Consider the following 17,705-nt stretch of genomic DNA (forward strand, 5'->3'; position numbering starts at 1 on the left):
TCACGCACCGCGCCCGCTCCCTCGGCAGCGGGCGCGGTTTCCGTGCTACTGCCAGCCCTTCACATTGATCGGCCCGGGACTCCACATGCCCGAACGGGATTCGGGGGTGATCGCCGGGCGCGCCGGGATCGCCGTGTCGTCGATGCGGATGAACCGCTGCAGCTCGCCCCAGTCGCTGCGCCACGCCTTGTTCAGGTAGGTGGACTGGGTCTGGGCGCGCAGCAGCATATGGCTCCAGCCCAGCGGGCCGCCACCGGCGTGACCCTGCCAGGTGTTGGTGTCCTTGGCCCCGCCGCGATCGGGCAGGATCCGGTACTCCGGCGTCTCGGCGATGCCGAACCGGTGATCGAAGGGCCGCTGGCACGGGAACTGCAGTCCCACCGCCCAATCCAGCAGCACCGGCGCGGTCGAGCCGACGACGTCCTGCAGCGTGCGGGTCTCCGGCATCCGCGGCGGGGTGAGCGCCACCCACTGCTTGCCGTCGCGGCTGGTGTCGGTGGCCAGCACCCGGATCACCGTGGCCTCGGCCGGAATGTCGGTGAACGGCACCCGCAGGTTGCGCCACGTCGGCACCGGGCCGACGTCGATCGGCGTCACCCGCCCCAGCGCCCGCGGCTCATCACCGGAATCGGCCGTGCCGTACTCGATCTCGACGCTCTGCCCGGCGGTGGCGACGCCGTCCTTGTCGAAGGAGCGAATGCGCCCGGCCGCCGACAGCGCGATCAGCCCGGTCCGGTCGGCGACTGCGGGCAGGCGGTACCAGCCCGTGGTGAGCGAGGCGGTCGCCTCCTCGGTGCCGAAGGTCCCCAGCACCGGCGTGGTGGCCGGGTTCAGGCCGAACGGCAGTGCGGCCGTTGTCGTTCCGGCGACCTCGTCGGCCTCCTCGGTGACCGCGGTGGTGATGGCACTGGAGTCCACCTCGTCGTCGGCGGTCAGATCCGTTGCCACGCCGCCGGGTACGAAGCCCGTGGCGTCGGCCCCGAAGGCGGCGAAGGCATCCCCGGTCACCGGGGTCAGCATGCCCCGGTTCGGATCGGTCTCCACCAGCACCTCGTGCCCGAGCCCGCAGGCGTTGCCGGTCAGTGCGCCGACGTTCGACTTGGCCAGCGAGAACGCCGGATACTGCGCCACCGCGCCCTTGGCCATGGAGGCGATCTCGAACAGCACCATGAACGCGGCGATGATCGTGAGCGGCGGCAGCGCCACCACCCGCCAGGCCCGGCGCGAAATCCGGTGCGGGCCCACCGGTTCCGGCGCTCGCACATGGAACCATCCGGCCAGCGCGAGCAGCGCCAGCGCGGCCAGCAGGAAGAGCTTGTTCAGCCCGAGCCCGGCCAGCACCACCGGCTTGTCGTTCCACGGGATCCCGTGATTGGACACGTACCAGTAGCCGTTGATGCTGGAGAAGGTGATGGCCATGACGAAGGCCAGCACGGCGGCGAACAGCGCCCGGTTGCGCGGCGAGCGCATGACGCGCGGCCCGACCGCCACGGCGGCGAGAACCGCTACCGCACCGGCCAATCCGGCGTAGACGCCGTTGTGATGGGTCCACTTGGTGGGGGTCGTGGCCATCAGCAGCATGACCCCGACGCAGGTGCCCAGCAGCCGCCGGGCCGGGCCGGCCGCGGTGAACGGAATCCGCCCGCCCTTGCGCAAAAGCACCACGGCGCAGGCGATCAGGCCCGCCCACAGCATGAACATGCCGAACTTGCGCGCCACCGAACCATCGATGGTGGGCATGAAAAGGTACTGGTAGCGCAGATATTCGTTGTACCACTGCACGTACGGCTCGGCGAGCTCGTGCACCCGCTGCATCTCGAACATGGCGGCGAGCGGCTGATCGGCGAAGGCCACCGCCAGCACCACCACGCCCGCCGCGGCCACCGGCGCGAGCAGGGCGAGATAGCCGACCCCGCGCGCCCGCAGGATCGCGAACAAACCCGCGTCCGGCGCGACCGGTGCGCTCATGGCCTTGGCGCGGGCGTCGACCGCCCGCCACAGCGGCCGAATTCCGGCCAGCAGCGGCGCGATACAGATGATGCCGGAGGGCCCGGCGGTGACGGTGAACGCGCCGATGAGCCCGGCGATCGCGTACGGCAGCACCCGGCGGGTGGCGATGGCGCGCTCGACCGACACCCAGGTCAGCAGGACGCCCAGCGCCTCGATCGGCTCGGGCCGCAGGCCGTTGTTGTACGGCATCCACACCGCGAGGAAGCCCAGGGCGCCGGTCCACACCGCCACCCGGTCGAAGCGCACGCGCGCACCCAGACGCGGAATCACCTCGCGGCTGATGACCAGCCAGGTCACGATGCCCGCGAGCAGGGCGGGCAGGCGCATCCACGGGCTGGCCGTCGAGAGCTGCGCCATCTGGCCCAGCAGGTCGTAATACGGTGTGCCGACCGGGTTCTCGGGCACGCCGAAGTACCGGAAGTAGTTGGCCATGTAACCGGCGACGATGGACGTGCGGCCCATGCCGAACTGGTAGCCGTCATCGGAGGTGGTCGCGCCGATGAAGTGCCACAGCACGAGAACGCCGATGACCACGCCGTCGACCGGTTTGACGGTCCACCAGTGCTGCGGCAGGAAGCGGCGCTGACGTCGCCCGTCCCGGCCGTCGAGCCGGTACAGCGCGAAGAGCGCGAGCACGGTGCCCAGGATCGCGGTCCAGATGGCGATTCGCTTGAGCAGTCCCGGATGTGAGGAGAAGCGGCTGTCCAGCTGCGAGGTCACCTCGGCGCCCGCGGGCGTGGTCAGGTCGCTGTAGATCCCGACCACCTGCGGCCGGTAATCGCCGTTCAGGGTGATCGGGGTCAGGGTGGATCCGGTGAGGGTGGCGACCGAACTCGTCATCCCCGAGCGCACGGTGAGCGCGCAGTCGGCGGGCAGTTCGGTCATGGGCACGCTGAGCAGCGTCTGATTCTGCAGTACCGCTTCGAGTTTGCCGGGAGTGGTCGCACCGTCCGCGGCAACCTTCGGCGCGGTCACCCGCGCGACGAAGCCGTAGCGCTCGAGATCGGGCGCGCCGTCCGGCGCGGTAGCCACCACTGTGCCGCCGGTCGCGGCGAGCTGGTTCACCGCCGCGCACGGCACGGTCACGTCGAAGGTCAGCGGCGCGTAGGAGACCAGCGGGGCCTCCACGCTGCGGGCGGAGTCGCCCTGCGGCCAGGACAGCGTCGCGGAGTCCACGGTGATCGGCAGCAACGGCACCGCCACCGCGGCCAGTACGGCGATCAGGCCCGCGATCAGAGCGAGCGGTCGTTCCCATCCAGTTCGAGCCGCGGCCACGTTCTCGGGCCCGGCTCGCCCGGCGGAATCACGCCCCGCCTTCTCCATCACGTCCGTCACGATCGCCGATAGTAGGGGGGAACCCTGGCAACGCGCGCCCCGGTCACGGTCGGGTCCCGCTGACCAGGTCAAATGTTCAACAGTCGTGACGCGGGCCGGTTCCGGCGGTGCGCATGGCCGGGCTCACCCCCGCACGCGAACGGGCCCGCCGCTCCGCGGGAGCGACGGGCCCGTCTCGGCCTCACGCGTGGATCAGGCGCAGGCCGGGGAGGTCTGATTGACCAGCGACAGCGCGTTGCAGATCCACTCCTTCTGCACCTTCCACTTGCCGTTCTCGGCGACGAAGGGCACGACGGCCGGGTTCGGCGCGCCGCCGTTGATGGAGAACTGGCCGTCGGCGGTGAGGGTGCCGTTGCCGAGATCGGTCACGCCGGTGACCTCGACCTTGGCGTTGTTCTGCTGGTAGGCGTCACTCAGGCGCTGCGGCAGGGTGGGGTCGGCGTCGACACCCTGCATCATGTCCAGCTTCTCTTCGTTCGGGACGCTCGGATCCAGGGCCTTCTGCAGCTGCGCGTTGAGTTCCGCCACGGTCGGGGCCGGCGGGAAGTTCTGAGACGCTGCGGTGGTCGTGGCGGTGGTGGTCTTGACGGGCTTGACCTCCTTGTCACCACTGCCGCAGGCGGAGAGCCCGAGGGTGGCCACCACGGCCAGGGCGGCGATCGCGATACGTCCAGTCTTCTGAAGCTTCAACTGCTCGTCCTTTGCGTTCGAGTAGGTCCGTTGGACTACGTGCAGCGCACCCGACCGGCGACGCTGCCCGACGGCCAGGCTACACACGCCGAGGGTGAACACCCGCCTCCGCGGCGGGCGTCGCGACACTTTCAGTCCGAATCCTCACGAATCACTTATTGATCCGAAAGTCCTGCATTGTCCGAGTTCAGCGCAGGCTGCCGAGCGGATCTGCCTTGGCGAGCAGGGGGTCCGCGACGGCGAACGTGTGTGCCGGTCCCGGGCCGCTGCTGCGGGTCTCGAAGCGCACCGTCACCACCCCGTGCCCCGCGCCCTGCACCCACCCGTGCCCGAACTCCGGATGCTCGACATCGAGCCCCGGATAGAAGGACTGCGTCAGATACGAGCGCGCCACCGGCGCGGCCACCGGCTCCGGCGCGGGGATCGCCGCCGCGGGCTCGTCGGACACCTCGTCCAGGACCACCACCCGGTCCAGCTCCGGGAACAGCGACTCCTGCCGGATCTCGGACAACCCCGCGAAACCCACCCCCACCAAGCGAATCGGGCCCAACTGCACCGGATCGATGGCCGCGCGCTGGGCCGCCGCGGTGAGCGTCGCCAGATCCTCGGTGGCGTACGGCAGCGTCGAGGACCGCGTCACGATGCTCATGTCGGCGCGTTTGAGTTTGAGCACCACCGTGCGCGCGGCCCGCCCGTCGGCGCCGAGCCGGCGGTGCGCCGACACCGCCATCGCCTCGATGGCCGGGCGCAATTGAGCGAGGCTGACGATGTCGGTCTCGTAGGTGGTCTCGGCGCTGATCTGTTTGGCTTCGGCCCGCTCGGCCACCGGCCGGTCGTCGATGCCGCGCGCGAGCCGGTGCAGCGTCGGCCCGATCCCGGTGCCCAGGATCGAGGCCACCTCCGATTCGGGCAGGGCGGCCAGCGCACCCACGGTCTCGATTCCCAGGGTGCGCAAACGGCTTTCGGCCACCGGGCCGATCCCCCACAGCCTGCGCACCGGCAGCGCCGCCAGGAACCCCTGCTGTTCGGCGGGCGAGATGACCCGCACCCCATCGGGTTTGGCCATGTCGGAGGCGATCTTGGCGAGCTGCTTGCTGCTGCCCGCGCCCACCGAGGCCACCAGGCCGGTGCGCGCGAGCACCAGCGCGCGCAGCTCCTCGCAGAATTCGAGCACCTCCCCGGGGGTGGCGCCCGCCAATTCCGCGGGCTCGCCGAACGCCTCGTCGAACGAGAGCCGCTCCAGCACCGGGATCCGGGCGCGCATGGTCTCGAACACCTGCGAGCTGAGTTCGGCGTACACCGCACCGCGCGGCGGCACCACCACCCCGTTCACCCCGACCAGCCGCCGCGCCTGATGCATGGGCATGGCCGAGCGCGCACCGAACACCCGCGCCTCGTAGCTGGCCCCCGCCACGACCCCGCGCCCGCCCATGCCGCCCACCAGAACCGGGCGGCCGCGCAGGGTCGGGCGGGTGAGCTGCTCGACCGAGGCGAAGAACGCGTCCATATCCATGTGCAGCACCCAGCGCCGGGCCGGGCGGTGAGCTGGGAGCCCGCCGGGAGTCGGCTGCGAAATCGCGCGTGCGGGCGGCGCGTCCGCCGCCACCCCGCCGGACCCCGGAAGAACACTGTGACCAGTATCGATGGGGTCGGCGGCGGGAGTCACAGCCCGCAATCTACGCGCGGCTACCGACAGGTCCGTACGCGCAGGTGTGTGATGATCGGACCATGACGATTCGCAAGGCCGTGATTCCCGCCGCGGGCATCGGCTCGCGCCTGCTGCCGCTGACCAAGGCGATTCCCAAGGAGATGCTCCCGGTCGGCGACAAGCCGGTCATCGAGCACACCGTGCGCGAACTGGTGGCCTCGGGCATCACCGACATCACGATTGTGGTGAGCAGCGGAAAGTCATTGATCCAGGATCACTTCCGCCCGAACCCGCAATTGGTGGCCCAGCTGCGCGCCGACGGCAAGGCCGCCTACGCCGACGCCGTGGAGGAGGTCGGCAACCTCAGCCGCCTGGGCCACATCACCTACCTGGATCAGCACGGCCCGTACGGCAACGGCACCCCCGTGCTCAACGCGGCGCGCACCCTGGGCGACGAACCCATGCTGGTGCTGTGGCCCGACGACGTCTTCGTCGCCGAGGTGCCGCGCGCCCAGCAGCTCATCGACGCCTACGAGAAGACCGGCGCGCCGGTGCTGGCGCTGATGCCGATGGACCCCTCCGAATCCCAGCGCTACGGCGTGCCGGTGGTGGAGGAGGACGGCGAAGCCGGGCTCATGCGCATCAGCGGCCTGAAGGAGAAGCCCAAGCCCGCCGACGCCCCCTCGAGCTTCGCGGCCATCGGCGGCTACGTGGTCACCCCGGGCATCATCGCGGAACTGCGCCGCCAGGTTGACAATTGGTACACCCACGGCACCGGTGAGGTCTATCTCACCGACGCCATCAACATCTTCGCCGCCGAGAATCCGGTGTACGGCCAGGTGATTCGCGGTAAGTGGTACGACACCGGCAACCCGGCGGACTATCTGGTGGCCCAATTCGCCTCGGCGCTGACCCATCCCGATTACGGCCCGCTGCTGCGCCAGCTCGTCGAGGAATAGAAAACCCCTGATCGGCAACGCTTTCGGCGCAAGTGCGTCAGTGGTTCGCATACACGCCGAAACGAAATCCGTCGAAACCCGAAACATCGGGGCGGCCACAGCGATGTAACCGGACGGAAACGTTGGCCGATTAGAGGGGATTGGTGTCTTGCGCGCAGTGGGCAGGCGAGTCGTGGCGTTCGCGGTAACGGTCGGGTCCCTGGTCGGCGCACTCACCGCCGGTGCGGTGCCGGCGGTGGCGACACCGCGCACCGCCGACCCCATCACGAGCACGGCGCGGCTGCTGGCCACCCCGGTGTCCGAGAACGGCTCGTCCATCACCGCTTTCGAGATACGCGACGCCCGCAATCTGGTGCTGCACGTGCGCTCGGCCGCCATGGACGAGGTGTTCACCGTCGAGGTCCAGCGGCCCGCCGACGCCTCGGTCCCCCGCCCGGCGCTGTACATGCTCAACGGCGCCGGCGGTGGCCAGGACACCGCGACCTGGAAGCGCAACACCGATTCCCCGGAGTTCTTCGCGGACAAGAACGTCAACGTGGTCATGCCCATCGGCGGCGCGTTCAGCTACTACACCGATTGGCGCGCGGCGGATCCGTACCTGGGCGTCAACAAGTGGAAGACCTTCCTGACCGAGGAGCTGCCCCCGATCGTCGACGGCGCGCTGGGCACCAACGGCGTGCGCGGCATCATCGGCATGTCCATGTCGGGAACCTCGGTGCTGCAGTTGCCGATCGCCAAGCCCGGCCTGTACAAGGCGGTGGCCGCGTACAGCGGGTGCGCGCAGATCAGCGATCCCATCGGGCGCAGGTTCGCCGAGCTGGTCGTCACCATCGGCGGCGGCAATCCGGTGAACATGTACGGCCCCGAAGGCGATCCGCTGTGGGCCGCCAATGATCCCTACCTGCACGCGGAGGCGCTGCGCGGGCTCGAGCTCTACGTCTCGAACGGCAGCGGCCTGCCCGGCAGGCACGACAACATCGCCGACGTCCGCAGCCTCGGCCCGTTCGACGGCGGATTGGCGCGCCAGTTGCTGGTCGGCGGCATCCTGGAGGCGGCCAGCGACTGGTGCGCCCGCAATCTCGAGACCAAGCTGGACGAGCTGGGCATTCCGGCGACCTTCGAGATCAGTCAGCCCGGAACACACTCCTGGGGTTACTGGGAAGACGCGCTGCGCGATTCGTGGCCGGTCCTGGCCAAGGGCCTGAATCTGCCTGCCTGAGCAGGGTTTTCCCATCGCGCCCGATGAATCATCGCGCGGCCCGGCGCTGTTCACGGCCGTGACGCCCCGGACCCGACTGCTCGGTGGGCGCTGCCGAACCTGTCGCACCGGCGCGGTGCGCACCGGTCGTCGTTACTCGTCCGCGCGGTTGTACCGGGCCAGGTAGTCCGCCAGGCGCGCGATATCCGCGTCGTCCCAGTCGTGGAAGCGCTCGGTGAAGGCCGCGGTGCGACTGCGGGCGGCCGCGCGGGCGACGCGGCGGCCCTCGGCGGTGGCGTGCAGCACGTGGTTGCGGCGATTGGCCGGGTCCACCTCGCGGGTGAGATAGCCCAGGCGCTCGAGGGCCCCGACCTGCCGGCTCATGGTGGATTTGTCGAGGTGGAAGTGCCCCGCGAGTTCGGTGGACAGGCACCCCTCGCGTTCGATGACCAGGTCGAGAATGCTCGACGCCACCAGCGACAACTCCGGATGCAGTTCGGCCGCCCGGCCCCGGGCCCGGCGGGCGAAGGCGGTGAGTTCGCGCCCGATCGCCTCGATCGCGCCGGACCGGTCGCCGGACCGCGGAAATACAGCCTCGGTATCCATGGTTGTAGACTACAACCACGCATAGTTGTATTTACCAACCATTGGAGTGACACATGGCCTCGCCGCAGATCCGGCACGTCGCCCTGCACCTGCTGACCCCGCTGCTCATGTGCCTGGGCATGGGCCTGGCCTATCTCGGCGCGTTCCACCAGCCCGAGCCCAATCAGCTGGCGGTCGCCGTGGTCGGCGACTCCCCGCAGGTCAAGGTGCTGGCCCAGACCCTGAAGGACACCGGCGGCCACGCCCTGGACGTCATCACCGTCCCCGGACGCGACGCGGCCGTCACCCAGCTGCGCGATCGCGAGATCGCCGGCGCCTACGTGCCCGACGACCGGCATCCCGAACTCCTGGTCGCCACCGCGGGTTCGGACACCACCGCCATGGCCGTGGAGGCGGTGTTCGGCCAGGTCTCCGGCAAACAGGGCGTGCCGCTCACGGTCACCGACGTGGCCGTGCCCGCGCCCGGCGATCCGACCGCGCAGGGCATCTTCTTCCTGCTGGTCGCCCTGAGCATCGGCTCCTACGGCAGCGTGGCGGCCATCGGCGCGGCCGGGGCGGGACTGTCCATGCGGGTGCGCGCGGCGTTCGGACTGGCCGCCTCGCTCGCGGTGAGTCTGATCGGACTGGCCATCGCCGGGCCGGTCTTCCACGTCGTCGACCACGACTTCGGCGCGATCTGGGCCATGTCCTGGCTCTACTCGGCGGGCATCCTGGCCGTGGGCATCGGCCTGCACACCTTCCTGAAGCGCTGGACCACGCTGGTCATGATGGTCCTGTTCGTCATGCTGAACTTCACCACGTCCGGTGGCGTCTACGGACCCGCGCTACAGAACGACTTCTTCGGCGCGCTGCACGGCTTCTGGAACGGCGCGGGTTTCGTGGAGGGCGCGCGCAGCCTGCTCTACTTCGACGGCGTCGGCTTCGCCGGACGACTGGGCAGCCTGTTCGCCTGGTTCGCCGCCGGCGCGGTGCTCATGATCGCGGCCGCGGCGGCCGAGCGGCGCGCGGGCTCGAACCCGCCTGTCGCACAGCCCGATTCGACCTCGGCACGCGAGCACGAGGCAGCCGAGGAGGAGCTGGAGGAGACGGTCGCGGTTTGACCGCGACCCCGGGTCAGCGGGTACCGAGCTGCGCCAGGGCGGCCCGGATGCCCGCCCGCACGGTTTCCTCGTCGGCCAGGCCGCCGCTGACCGCCACCCCGTCCCGGGCCAGCAGCAGGGCGCGCGCCGCCCGGTCCGGATTCTCATGACCGGCGGCGCGTAACTGTTCGGCCATGAGTTCCCGGAACCAGTCCCGGTAGTCGTCGACCACCGCGCGCACCGGATGCGCGGGATCGGCGAACTCCACCGCCGCGTTGAGAAACGGGCAGCCGCGGAATCCGGGCCCGCAGCTGATCGCGCCCAACTGCTCGAAGACGGCTTCGATGTTGGCCACACCCGCGCCCGGCAGCTGCGCCAGAGCGGTGCGCTGCCGGTCGTATTCGCGGGTCAGATAGGCCACGACCAGGTCGTCCTTGGTCTTGAAATGCCGATAGAAGGTGGCCTTGGCGATGCCGGCCTCGGCGATGATCCGATCGATGCCCACGGTGTGGATGCCCTCGGCGTAGAAGAGCCGGGTGGCCGTATCCAGGAGGCGTTCGCGGGCTGCGCTCATGGTCTTGACGATAGCAGACAGATCTGTCTACTCTGGGGAAGCACCTGAACAGACAAGTCTGTCTACTTGGAGGAATCATGGCCCCCATCTACACCGCCGTCGCCACCTCGATCGGCCGCGACGGCCGCTCGTTCACCGACGACGGCATCCTGGATCTGACCCTCGCGCGGCAGCAGGCGCTCGGCGGTGACGGCGCGGGCACCAACCCCGAACAGCTCTTCGCCGCGGGCTACTCGGCCTGCTTCGCCAGCGCGCTGGGACTGGTCGCCAAGCGCATGAAGCTCGAGGCGGACGACGCCTCGGTCACCGCCGAGGTCGGCCTCAACGCCCTCGAGGGCGGGCGCTTCGGACTCTCGGTCGTGCTGCGCGTGGAACTGCCCGAGCACCTGCACAACGAGCAGGGGCGGGCGCTGATCGAGGCCACCCACCAGGTGTGCCCGTACTCCAACGCCACCCGCGGCAACATCCCCGTGGAACTGGTGATCGAGTAGTCCGGAAACGCTGCCGGACAGCCGGACTCAGTAGAACCGGCGGATGTCGTAGATATCGAATTCCGAGAGTGGGGTCAGCCCCACCGGCACGCCGGGGCTGTGGGCGTTGAAGATGTGCCCGCCGCCGGCGTAGATGCCCACGTGGGAGGCATCGCCGTTGAGAATGACGACGTCACCGGTCTGCAGCGCGCCGAACGGGACCTCGAGCCCCACTTCGGCCTGCTGCCAGGTGGTGCGCGGCATATCGATGCCGACGCTGCGGAAGGCCCACTGCACCAGGCCGGAACAGTCCCAGGCGTCGGGGCCGACCCCGCCCCACAGGTAGGGCTTTCCGGTCTGGGTGTTGGCCAGGGCCAGCGCGGCCATGGCGCGCGGGCTGGTGATGGGCAATTGCGCCGAGCCACTGGCGCTTCCGGAGGCCGACCCGCTGCCGCTGCCCGAGGACGAACCCGAGGCGGAGCCGGTGTCGGGATGCGCGACACCCGCGCAGAGGGCGCCCATGGAGAGCAGCGACAGGGCGGCGATGGACAGGGATCCGATCCGGCGGAGCAGTCTTCGTGTCATTGAACTCGCCCTTCAGCGGTACAACTCGCGACTACACGGAACCTGCAATAGCTATCTATTAGCTGTTTATCCCATGAGTCACATGCTTCACAAGAAGACCAATCCCGGCGTGTCCGGAGATGAATTTCACCTTGCAATAGGCGCTCGAATGCGGTAGCCGCTGTCTGATAACGAGAGGATTGCTACACGCTTGCCTTTGCGCCGCGACACCCGTCGCGGGCCGGTGCCGGGGCGGAAAACGCCGGGCGGGGCGGAGCCCGAAGGCCCCGCCCCGCCCGGTGACACGCGTCAGTTCTTGCTGACCGCCGCCCGCACGCCACCGGCGATATCGGCCGCGTCCGCGCCCGCATCACCGAAAGTCAGTGCGGTGGCCAGGATTTCACCCGCGATCAGATCGCGGTGGGTCTGCGCCCAGGACAACCGCTCGGCAGGTACCTCGAGCACCACCGAGATCCGGTCCGAGACGTCCAGGCCCTGCGATTTGCGGGTCTCCTGCAGATCGCGGATGAGGTCGCGGGCCCAGCCCTCGGCCTCGAGTTCCTCGGTGACCACCGAGTTGAGCACCACCAGACCGGCGTTGCCGGGCAGCGCGGCGGTGGAATCGGGCTCGGCCGCCACCAGGCGCTGGGTGTACTCCTCGGGCAGCAGGGCGATACCCGCGGCGGTGACCACGCCGTCGGCCGATTCGCTCCACTCCCCCGCCTTGACCGCCTTGATGACCGTCTGCACCTGCTTGCCCAGGCGCGGGCCCGCGGCGCGGGCGTTGACGACCAGTTCGAAGCGGCCGTGCGCGGCCACATCGGTGGTGAGGTCGACCTTCTTGACGTTGACCTCGTCGGCGATGAGCTCGGCGAAGGGCCGCAGGCGTTCGGCGTCCTCGGCGGCCACGGTGACCTCCGACAGTGGCAGCCGCACCCGCAGGTTCTGCGCCTTGCGCTGGCCGAGCACGGTGGAGCAGACCACGCGCACCTCGTCCATGGCCGCGACCAGCTCCGGATCGCCGGGCAGTTCGCTCGCGCTCGGCCAATCGGTCAGGTGCACCGAGCGGCCGCCGGTCAGACCGCGCCAGATGACCTCGGTGATGAGCGGCAGCAGCGGCGCGGCCAGCCGGGTCACCACCTCCAGCACGGTGTGCAGGGTGTCGATGGCGTCGCGGTCCTCTTCCCAGAAGCGCGAACGCGACCGGCGCACATACCAATTGGTGAGCGCGTCGGCGAACGACCGCAATTCCTCGGCGGCGGTGGCGATGTCGAACACCTCGAGCGCGTCGGTCATGATGTCGCGGGTCGCGGCCAGCTTGGCCAGGATGTAGCGATCGAGCACATGGGCCGAGTCGGTGCGCCAGGTCCCGGGCTCGGACGCGTAGAGGCCCAGGAAGGTCCAGGCGTTCCACAGCGGCCGCAGCGCATGGCTGACGCCCTCGCGGATGCCGCGCTCGGTGACGATGAGGTTGCCGCCGCGCAGGATCGGCGAGGCCATCAGGAACCAGCGCATGGCGTCGGCCCCGTCGCGGTCGAAGACCTCGTTCACGTCCGGGTAGTTGCCCTTGGACTTGGACATCTTGAGGCCGTCGTCGCCCAGCACGATGCCGTGCGCGACAACCGATTTGAACGCGGGCCGATCGAAGAGCGCGGTCGAGAGCACGTGCAGGTTGTAGAACCAGCCCTTGGTCTGGCCGTTGTACTCGACGATGAAGTCGCCGGGGCTGTGCGCGGCCTTGTCGGCGCCGTTCCCCTCGAACCACTCCTTGTTCTCGAAGGGGTAGTGCACCTGCGCGTACGGCATGGACCCGGACTCGAACCAGCAGTCGAGCACCTCGGGCACCCGGCGCATCATCGACTTCCCGGTCGGGTCATCGGGATTCGGGCGCACCAGTTCGTCGATGCCGGGCCGGTGCAGATCCTGCGGGCGCACCCCGAAGTCGCGTTCGAGCGCGTCCAGCGAGCCGTACACGTCGACCCGCGGGTAGGCCGGATCGTCGGAGATCCACACCGGGATCGGTGCGCCCCAGAAGCGATTACGGCTGATGTTCCAGTCGCGCGCGTTCTCCAGCCACTTGCCGAACTGGCCGTCGCGCAGGTGCTCGGGCACCCAGGTGATCTCTTTGTTGAGTTCGAGCGCGCGGTCGCGGAACTTGGTGACCGCCACGAACCAGGACGGCACCGCCATGTAGATCAGCGGCTGGCCCGAGCGCCAGCTGTGCGGGTAGGAGTGCTCGATCGTCTCGTGCCGCAACAGCTTTCCGGCGGCCTTGAGGTCCTTGATGATGACCGGGTTGGCGTCGAACACCATCAGGCCCTGGTACGGCGGCACCATGGAGGTGAACTTGCCGCCCGCGTCCAGCGGCTGCACGATCTCGATGCCGTTGGCGGTGGCGACGTCCATGTCCTCCTCACCGAAGGCGGGCGCGAGATGCACGATGCCGGTGCCGGAGTCGGTGGTGACGTAGTCGGCCTCGAGGACGCGGTGCGCGTTCGGGTGCCCCAGGAAGAAGTCGAAGGGCGGGCGGTAGGTCAGCCCGGCCAGGGCCGCGCCCGCGTGCTCGGAGAGCACCTCGAAACCGTCTGCCTCCTCGCCGAATTCGCGCGCGTAGTGCGAAACCCGCTCGGCGGCGAGCACATAGCGCTTGCCGTCCTTCGCGCGCAGGTGCACGTAGGTGACGTCCGGGTGCACCGCGATCGCGAGGTTGGAGGGCAGCGTCCACGGCGTGGTGGTCCAGATCAGCGCGTTCGCGCCGTCCAGGGCCGCGAGGGGATGCTCGGCCGGCACGTGCAGCGCCATGTCGACGGTGACGGCCGGATCCTGCCGCATGCGGTACGAATCATCAAGGCGCGCTTCCTGATTCGACAGCGGCGTCTGCTCGTACCAGCTGTAGGGCAGCACCCGGAAGCCCTGGTAGATCAGGCCCTTGTCGTACAGCGACTTGAAGGCCCAGAGCACCGACTCCATGAAGTCGAGGTCGAGGGTCTTGTAGTCGTTGTCGAAGTCGACCCAGCGGGCCTGACGGGTGACGTAGTTGCGCCACTCGCCGGTGTAGCGCAGCACCGAGGATTTGCACGCGGCATTGAATTCCGCGAGGCCCATGGCATCGATCTGTGATTTGTCCGTGATACCGAGCTGCTTCTCGGCTTCGATTTCCGCGGGCAATCCGTGGGTGTCCCAGCCGAAGCGGCGTTCGACCTTCTTACCGCGCATGGTCTGGAATCGTGGGATCAAATCCTTGACATAACCGGTCAGGAGATGGCCGTAATGCGGCAACCCGTTGGCGAAGGGGGGACCATCGTAGAAGACGAATTCCTCTGCATCGGAACGGTTCTCGATGCTGGCACGGAAGGTGTCGTCGGCGGCCCAGTAGGCGAGCACGCGCTGTTCGAGCTCGGGGAAGGACACCGGGCCGGTGACCACGCCGAGGTCGGCGCGGGGGTAGGCGGTGCCGGTGGTGGGGTTCTCGCCGGACATCTCGGCGTCAGCTCCTCGTGCCAGTGGGTCCGGAGACCCGATGGGCACGGGGACGATGGCGACGCCCGGTGCGTCGTACCGCGGTACCACCCCGCTTGTCCGGCCGCACGCGGCCGAACCTCTCGTTGCGAGCTGTGACGGGCTCACCCGTTCGGTTCTACTGAGCGCGACCGCAGGTCACGCCGTTCTTCCGAAGGCTCCCCGGTGATAGCCGGATCGACGCCGTATGACTACTTCAGATCATAACCGCCCGGGTCCAGCGTTTATTCGCCGCACCCGCCGGGGCTAGTGCCTGGCATGGCGGCCGCCGGGGTTGGACTGCGAGTCGGAATCGTCCTCGCGCAGCGACAGCGCGCTCACCAGCAGCAGCACCGCGCCCAGGACGCAGACGACGATGCACCCCCACGCCCAGATCACCGATCCGGTGGTCAGCGCGGTCACCAGCAGGCCGAAGCCCACGGCGGCGAGGCCGAGCGTCACCACGAGCATTCACACCACCTCGCGTCCGAGTCGAAACGGTGGCGGCGCCACGCTGCCCGCCCCGCGACGGGGTGTCAGCGCGGCACCAATGGCCGTGGTTACGACTCTACTTGCCGCCCTTGAGGAGTGCGCCGTTCCCGGAAGCGCCTTCACCGAACTCGCCGCCGTCGACCGGCACCGCGGACCCACGGTTCTCCAGTTCTTCCAGCTGCGACTCGAGGTAGGACTTGAGACGCACCCGGTACTCGCGCTCGAACGTCTTGAGCTGCTCGATCCGGCTCTCCAGCACGCTGCGCTGCTGGGTGATGGTGGCCATGATCTCGGTGTGCTTGCGCTCGGCGTCGGCCTGCAGGGCGTCGGCCTTCTCCTTGGCCTGACGCAGCTGGTTGTCCGAACGGGTCTGCGCGTCGGACAGCATGGCCTCGGCCTTCTGCCGCGAATCCGCGATCATCGCCTCGGAGCGGGTGCGCGCGTCGCTGACCAGTCGCTCCGAGTTCGCTCTAGCGTTGGCGAGCAGCTGCTCGGCCTCGGTCTTGGCGTCGGAGGTGAGCCGATCGGCCATCTCCTGGGCCAGCGAAAGGACCTTGGCGGCCTGTAGATTGGCGTCCGCGCTGGGGGCCTCGGCCTTGACGGGCATGGGCGCCGGAGCGGGCATCGGGGCCGGCGGCGGCACGGGGGCGGCCTTGGGCGGCTCGGGGACGGGCGCCTGTTTCACGGCGTTGACCGGGCCCCGGTTCTTCTTGGCATCCGCCAGTTCCGCGTCCAGCTCGGCAACACGCTGGCGCAGATCGGCGTTTTCTTCGATGAGGCGTGAGAGCTCCTGCTCGACCAGATCGAGGAAGGCGTCGACTTCGTCCTCGTTGTAGCCGCGCTTCCCGATCGGTGGTTTGCTGAACGCGACGTTGTGCACATCGGCAGGGGTCAGCGGCATGGAACGATCCCTTCACGCTTCGTTGGAGATCTAGCGGTAGATCTGGGCAAGCATTCTTCTGGAAGACATTCTGTCACACCTGAGCTACCGACTGCCCGAGCGAGCCCGTGATCGACATCAAGATGAAGACGATGAAAAGCAGGACCATAATCGACAGATCGAGTCGAATTCCCCCAAGATTCACGGGAGGTATCAAACGCCTCAGAAGTTTCACCGGCGGATCCGTGATCGTGAAGATGACCTCTAGGACGATCACCACGAACCCGGTCGGTCGCCAGTCCCGCGCGAAGCTGCGAATGAACTCGACGATGACTCGGCTGATCAGCAGCAGCCAGAAGAGGAACAGCAGTAGGTTCAACACCTGGAACAGGGCCACATGCTCACTCTGCCTCAGAAACCCTGCGCTGCAAAATAAGACGGGGTGTGTTTTTTGCCTCCGCTTCGCTCCGGCGGGGTTCGCGGCCCTCCGAGTCTCGTTCTTCCCCCCTCCGCTCCTCCGCTTCGCTCCCCCGCTCCACTCAGTCCAGAACGAGACGGGCCGCGAACTGGCGGGAAAGGACCGGTGGGGTCGGGCCGGGTGGGGACGGCCGGACAAGGGGGCGGAAAACTCGGGGACGGCCCTTCGAGAGGGTTCGGAAAACTCGAGTAGGCATTTAGACAAGTCAGCCATAAGAGGCGATCTTGATCTTCGCGTGATCTTCGCGCGCTCTACGCCCGTGGGTGATCGCGGCGACGGCGACCGAATTCCTGCCGGGCGGGCAGCAGCGACTACTTCGCAAACCCCCGTTTACACGACCGCATTTTGTTGCGACCGTTTACTTTTGGTCGTCGCTGCCCGCGCCGGAGCTGCCACAACCGGTTACATCCGTTGTGGCAGCTTACTTCTGGTTGTAGAAACCGTTCTCCGCGATCCGCCGGCGTTCCTCGGCCGAGACGTCCACGTCCGCGGGCGAGAGCAGGAAGACCTTGGTGGCGACCTTGTCGAACGAACCACGCAGTGCGAACGCCAATCCGGCCGCGAAGTCCACCAGGCGGCGGGCGTCGGAGTTGCTCATCTCGACCAGATCCATGATGACCGGGGTGCCGTCGCGGAAGCGCTCTCCGATGATGGCGGCCTCGGCGTAGGTGCGCGGGCGCAGCGTCGTGATCTTGGACATGGTGCCTCCGTCCTCGAAGATCGGCGAACGGCGCGGCGGCTGCTGTTCCAGCCGGCGCTCCTCCATCCGCAGCTCTTCCATGCGGCGCTCGGCCTCCGGGTCCACCGCGAGCGCGCCGCGGGTGGTGCCGCGCACCATCCCCGCGCCGCCCGCGCCACCGGCCATGGTCCGGGTACGGGTGGACGGAGCGGTGTCGATGCGGGTGGGCCGGCGGGGCGCGTCGTAGCGGTCACGGTCGTCGGAGTAGTCGTCCGCGTATTCGTCGCGGCGCGACACGCCGTAGGCGGGCTTGTACGGAGGCTTGTACGGCTGCTTGTACTGATCGGCTTCCACGTAGGCCGGCTCATCGTCGTACCGCTCGTGTTCGTAGCGGTCGTAATCGCGCTCGGGGTAGGGACGAGACCGGCGCGGGGCACGCTCGTCGACGGCGCCGCGGGGGCCGCGGTCCTCGACATAGTCGTCTTCGTAGTCCTCGAGCGGAACCATCCCGAAGTACGCCTTGAACTTATGAAGCGTGCTCATCT

The 17,705-nt window shown here is 68.7% G+C and carries 15 protein-coding genes; 4 read left to right on the plus strand and 11 right to left on the minus strand.

Annotated features, from left to right (window positions below; genetic code table 11):
• Window positions 1-45: 45 nt before the first annotated feature.
• From ABZ319_RS16600 to ABZ319_RS16610, 3 genes are all read right to left on the minus strand, one after another.
• Window positions 46-3,345, minus strand: coding sequence for an arabinosyltransferase domain-containing protein (locus tag ABZ319_RS16600; RefSeq protein WP_354987268.1), 3,300 nt, complete (start codon window positions 3,343-3,345; stop codon window positions 46-48).
• Window positions 3,346-3,537: 192 nt separating this feature from the next.
• Window positions 3,538-4,035, minus strand: a complete 498-nt coding sequence (locus tag ABZ319_RS16605; protein ID WP_354987269.1) for a hypothetical protein — start codon at window positions 4,033-4,035, stop codon at window positions 3,538-3,540.
• 187 nt (window positions 4,036-4,222) lie between these two features.
• Window positions 4,223-5,611 (minus strand): DNA polymerase IV, encoded by a 1,389-nt coding sequence (locus tag ABZ319_RS16610; RefSeq protein ID WP_354987304.1) that lies wholly within the window; start codon window positions 5,609-5,611, stop codon window positions 4,223-4,225.
• 152 nt (window positions 5,612-5,763) lie between these two features.
• Between ABZ319_RS16610 and ABZ319_RS16615 the strand changes: the two genes are divergently transcribed.
• Both ABZ319_RS16615 and ABZ319_RS16620 read left to right on the plus strand, forming a co-directional pair.
• Complete coding sequence (locus ABZ319_RS16615; RefSeq protein WP_354987270.1) at window positions 5,764-6,642, plus strand: UTP--glucose-1-phosphate uridylyltransferase; 879 nt, start codon at window positions 5,764-5,766, stop codon at window positions 6,640-6,642.
• Window positions 6,643-6,868: 226 nt separating this feature from the next.
• A complete protein-coding gene (locus ABZ319_RS16620) occupies window positions 6,869-7,861 on the plus strand; it encodes an alpha/beta hydrolase family protein (protein WP_354987305.1) in 993 nt (330 codons plus the stop codon).
• 132 nt (window positions 7,862-7,993) lie between these two features.
• Here the strand turns inward: ABZ319_RS16620 and ABZ319_RS16625 are convergent, their stop codons facing one another.
• Window positions 7,994-8,446, minus strand: coding sequence for a MarR family transcriptional regulator (locus tag ABZ319_RS16625; RefSeq protein WP_354987271.1), 453 nt, complete (start codon window positions 8,444-8,446; stop codon window positions 7,994-7,996).
• A 53-nt stretch (window positions 8,447-8,499) separates the two neighbouring features.
• Between ABZ319_RS16625 and ABZ319_RS16630 the strand changes: the two genes are divergently transcribed.
• Window positions 8,500-9,546 carry a hypothetical protein gene (locus ABZ319_RS16630; RefSeq protein WP_354987272.1) on the plus strand — a complete coding sequence of 349 codons (1,047 nt, stop codon included), beginning with the start codon at window positions 8,500-8,502 and terminating at the stop codon, window positions 9,544-9,546.
• A 13-nt stretch (window positions 9,547-9,559) separates the two neighbouring features.
• Here the strand turns inward: ABZ319_RS16630 and ABZ319_RS16635 are convergent, their stop codons facing one another.
• Entirely contained in the window at window positions 9,560-10,099 is a 540-nt protein-coding gene (locus ABZ319_RS16635) for a TetR/AcrR family transcriptional regulator (protein ID WP_354987273.1), read from the minus strand.
• A 77-nt stretch (window positions 10,100-10,176) separates the two neighbouring features.
• On the opposite strand from ABZ319_RS16635, the gene ABZ319_RS16640 reads away from it, so the two are divergent.
• Complete coding sequence (locus tag ABZ319_RS16640; protein WP_354987274.1) at window positions 10,177-10,590, plus strand: organic hydroperoxide resistance protein; 414 nt, start codon at window positions 10,177-10,179, stop codon at window positions 10,588-10,590.
• Window positions 10,591-10,617: 27 nt separating this feature from the next.
• On the opposite strand, the gene ABZ319_RS16645 is transcribed toward ABZ319_RS16640, so the two are convergent.
• The 6 genes from ABZ319_RS16645 to sepF all read right to left on the minus strand — a co-directional run bounded on the left by ABZ319_RS16645 (window position 10,618) and on the right by sepF (window position 17,703).
• Window positions 10,618-11,154, minus strand: a complete 537-nt coding sequence (locus ABZ319_RS16645) for an NlpC/P60 family protein (RefSeq protein ID WP_354987275.1) — start codon at window positions 11,152-11,154, stop codon at window positions 10,618-10,620.
• Between the two features lie 288 nt (window positions 11,155-11,442).
• Complete coding sequence (gene ileS, locus ABZ319_RS16650; protein WP_354987276.1) at window positions 11,443-14,613, minus strand: isoleucine--tRNA ligase; 3,171 nt, start codon at window positions 14,611-14,613, stop codon at window positions 11,443-11,445.
• 285 nt (window positions 14,614-14,898) lie between these two features.
• On the minus strand, window positions 14,899-15,102 hold the full coding sequence (locus ABZ319_RS16655; RefSeq protein WP_354987277.1) for a hypothetical protein: 204 nt from the start codon (window positions 15,100-15,102) through the stop codon (window positions 14,899-14,901).
• Window positions 15,103-15,199: 97 nt separating this feature from the next.
• Window positions 15,200-16,024, minus strand: a complete 825-nt coding sequence (locus ABZ319_RS16660) for a DivIVA domain-containing protein (protein ID WP_354987278.1) — start codon at window positions 16,022-16,024, stop codon at window positions 15,200-15,202.
• Window positions 16,025-16,097: 73 nt separating this feature from the next.
• On the minus strand, window positions 16,098-16,400 hold the full coding sequence (locus ABZ319_RS16665; RefSeq protein WP_181585602.1) for a YggT family protein: 303 nt from the start codon (window positions 16,398-16,400) through the stop codon (window positions 16,098-16,100).
• 502 nt (window positions 16,401-16,902) lie between these two features.
• Window positions 16,903-17,703, minus strand: coding sequence for a cell division protein SepF (gene sepF, locus ABZ319_RS16670; RefSeq protein WP_354987279.1), 801 nt, complete (start codon window positions 17,701-17,703; stop codon window positions 16,903-16,905).
• Window positions 17,704-17,705 lie beyond the last annotated feature (2 nt).

It is taken from the genome of Nocardia sp. NPDC005978, from assembly GCF_040614455.1.
Taxonomy (GTDB): Bacteria; Actinomycetota; Actinomycetes; order Mycobacteriales; family Mycobacteriaceae; genus Nocardia.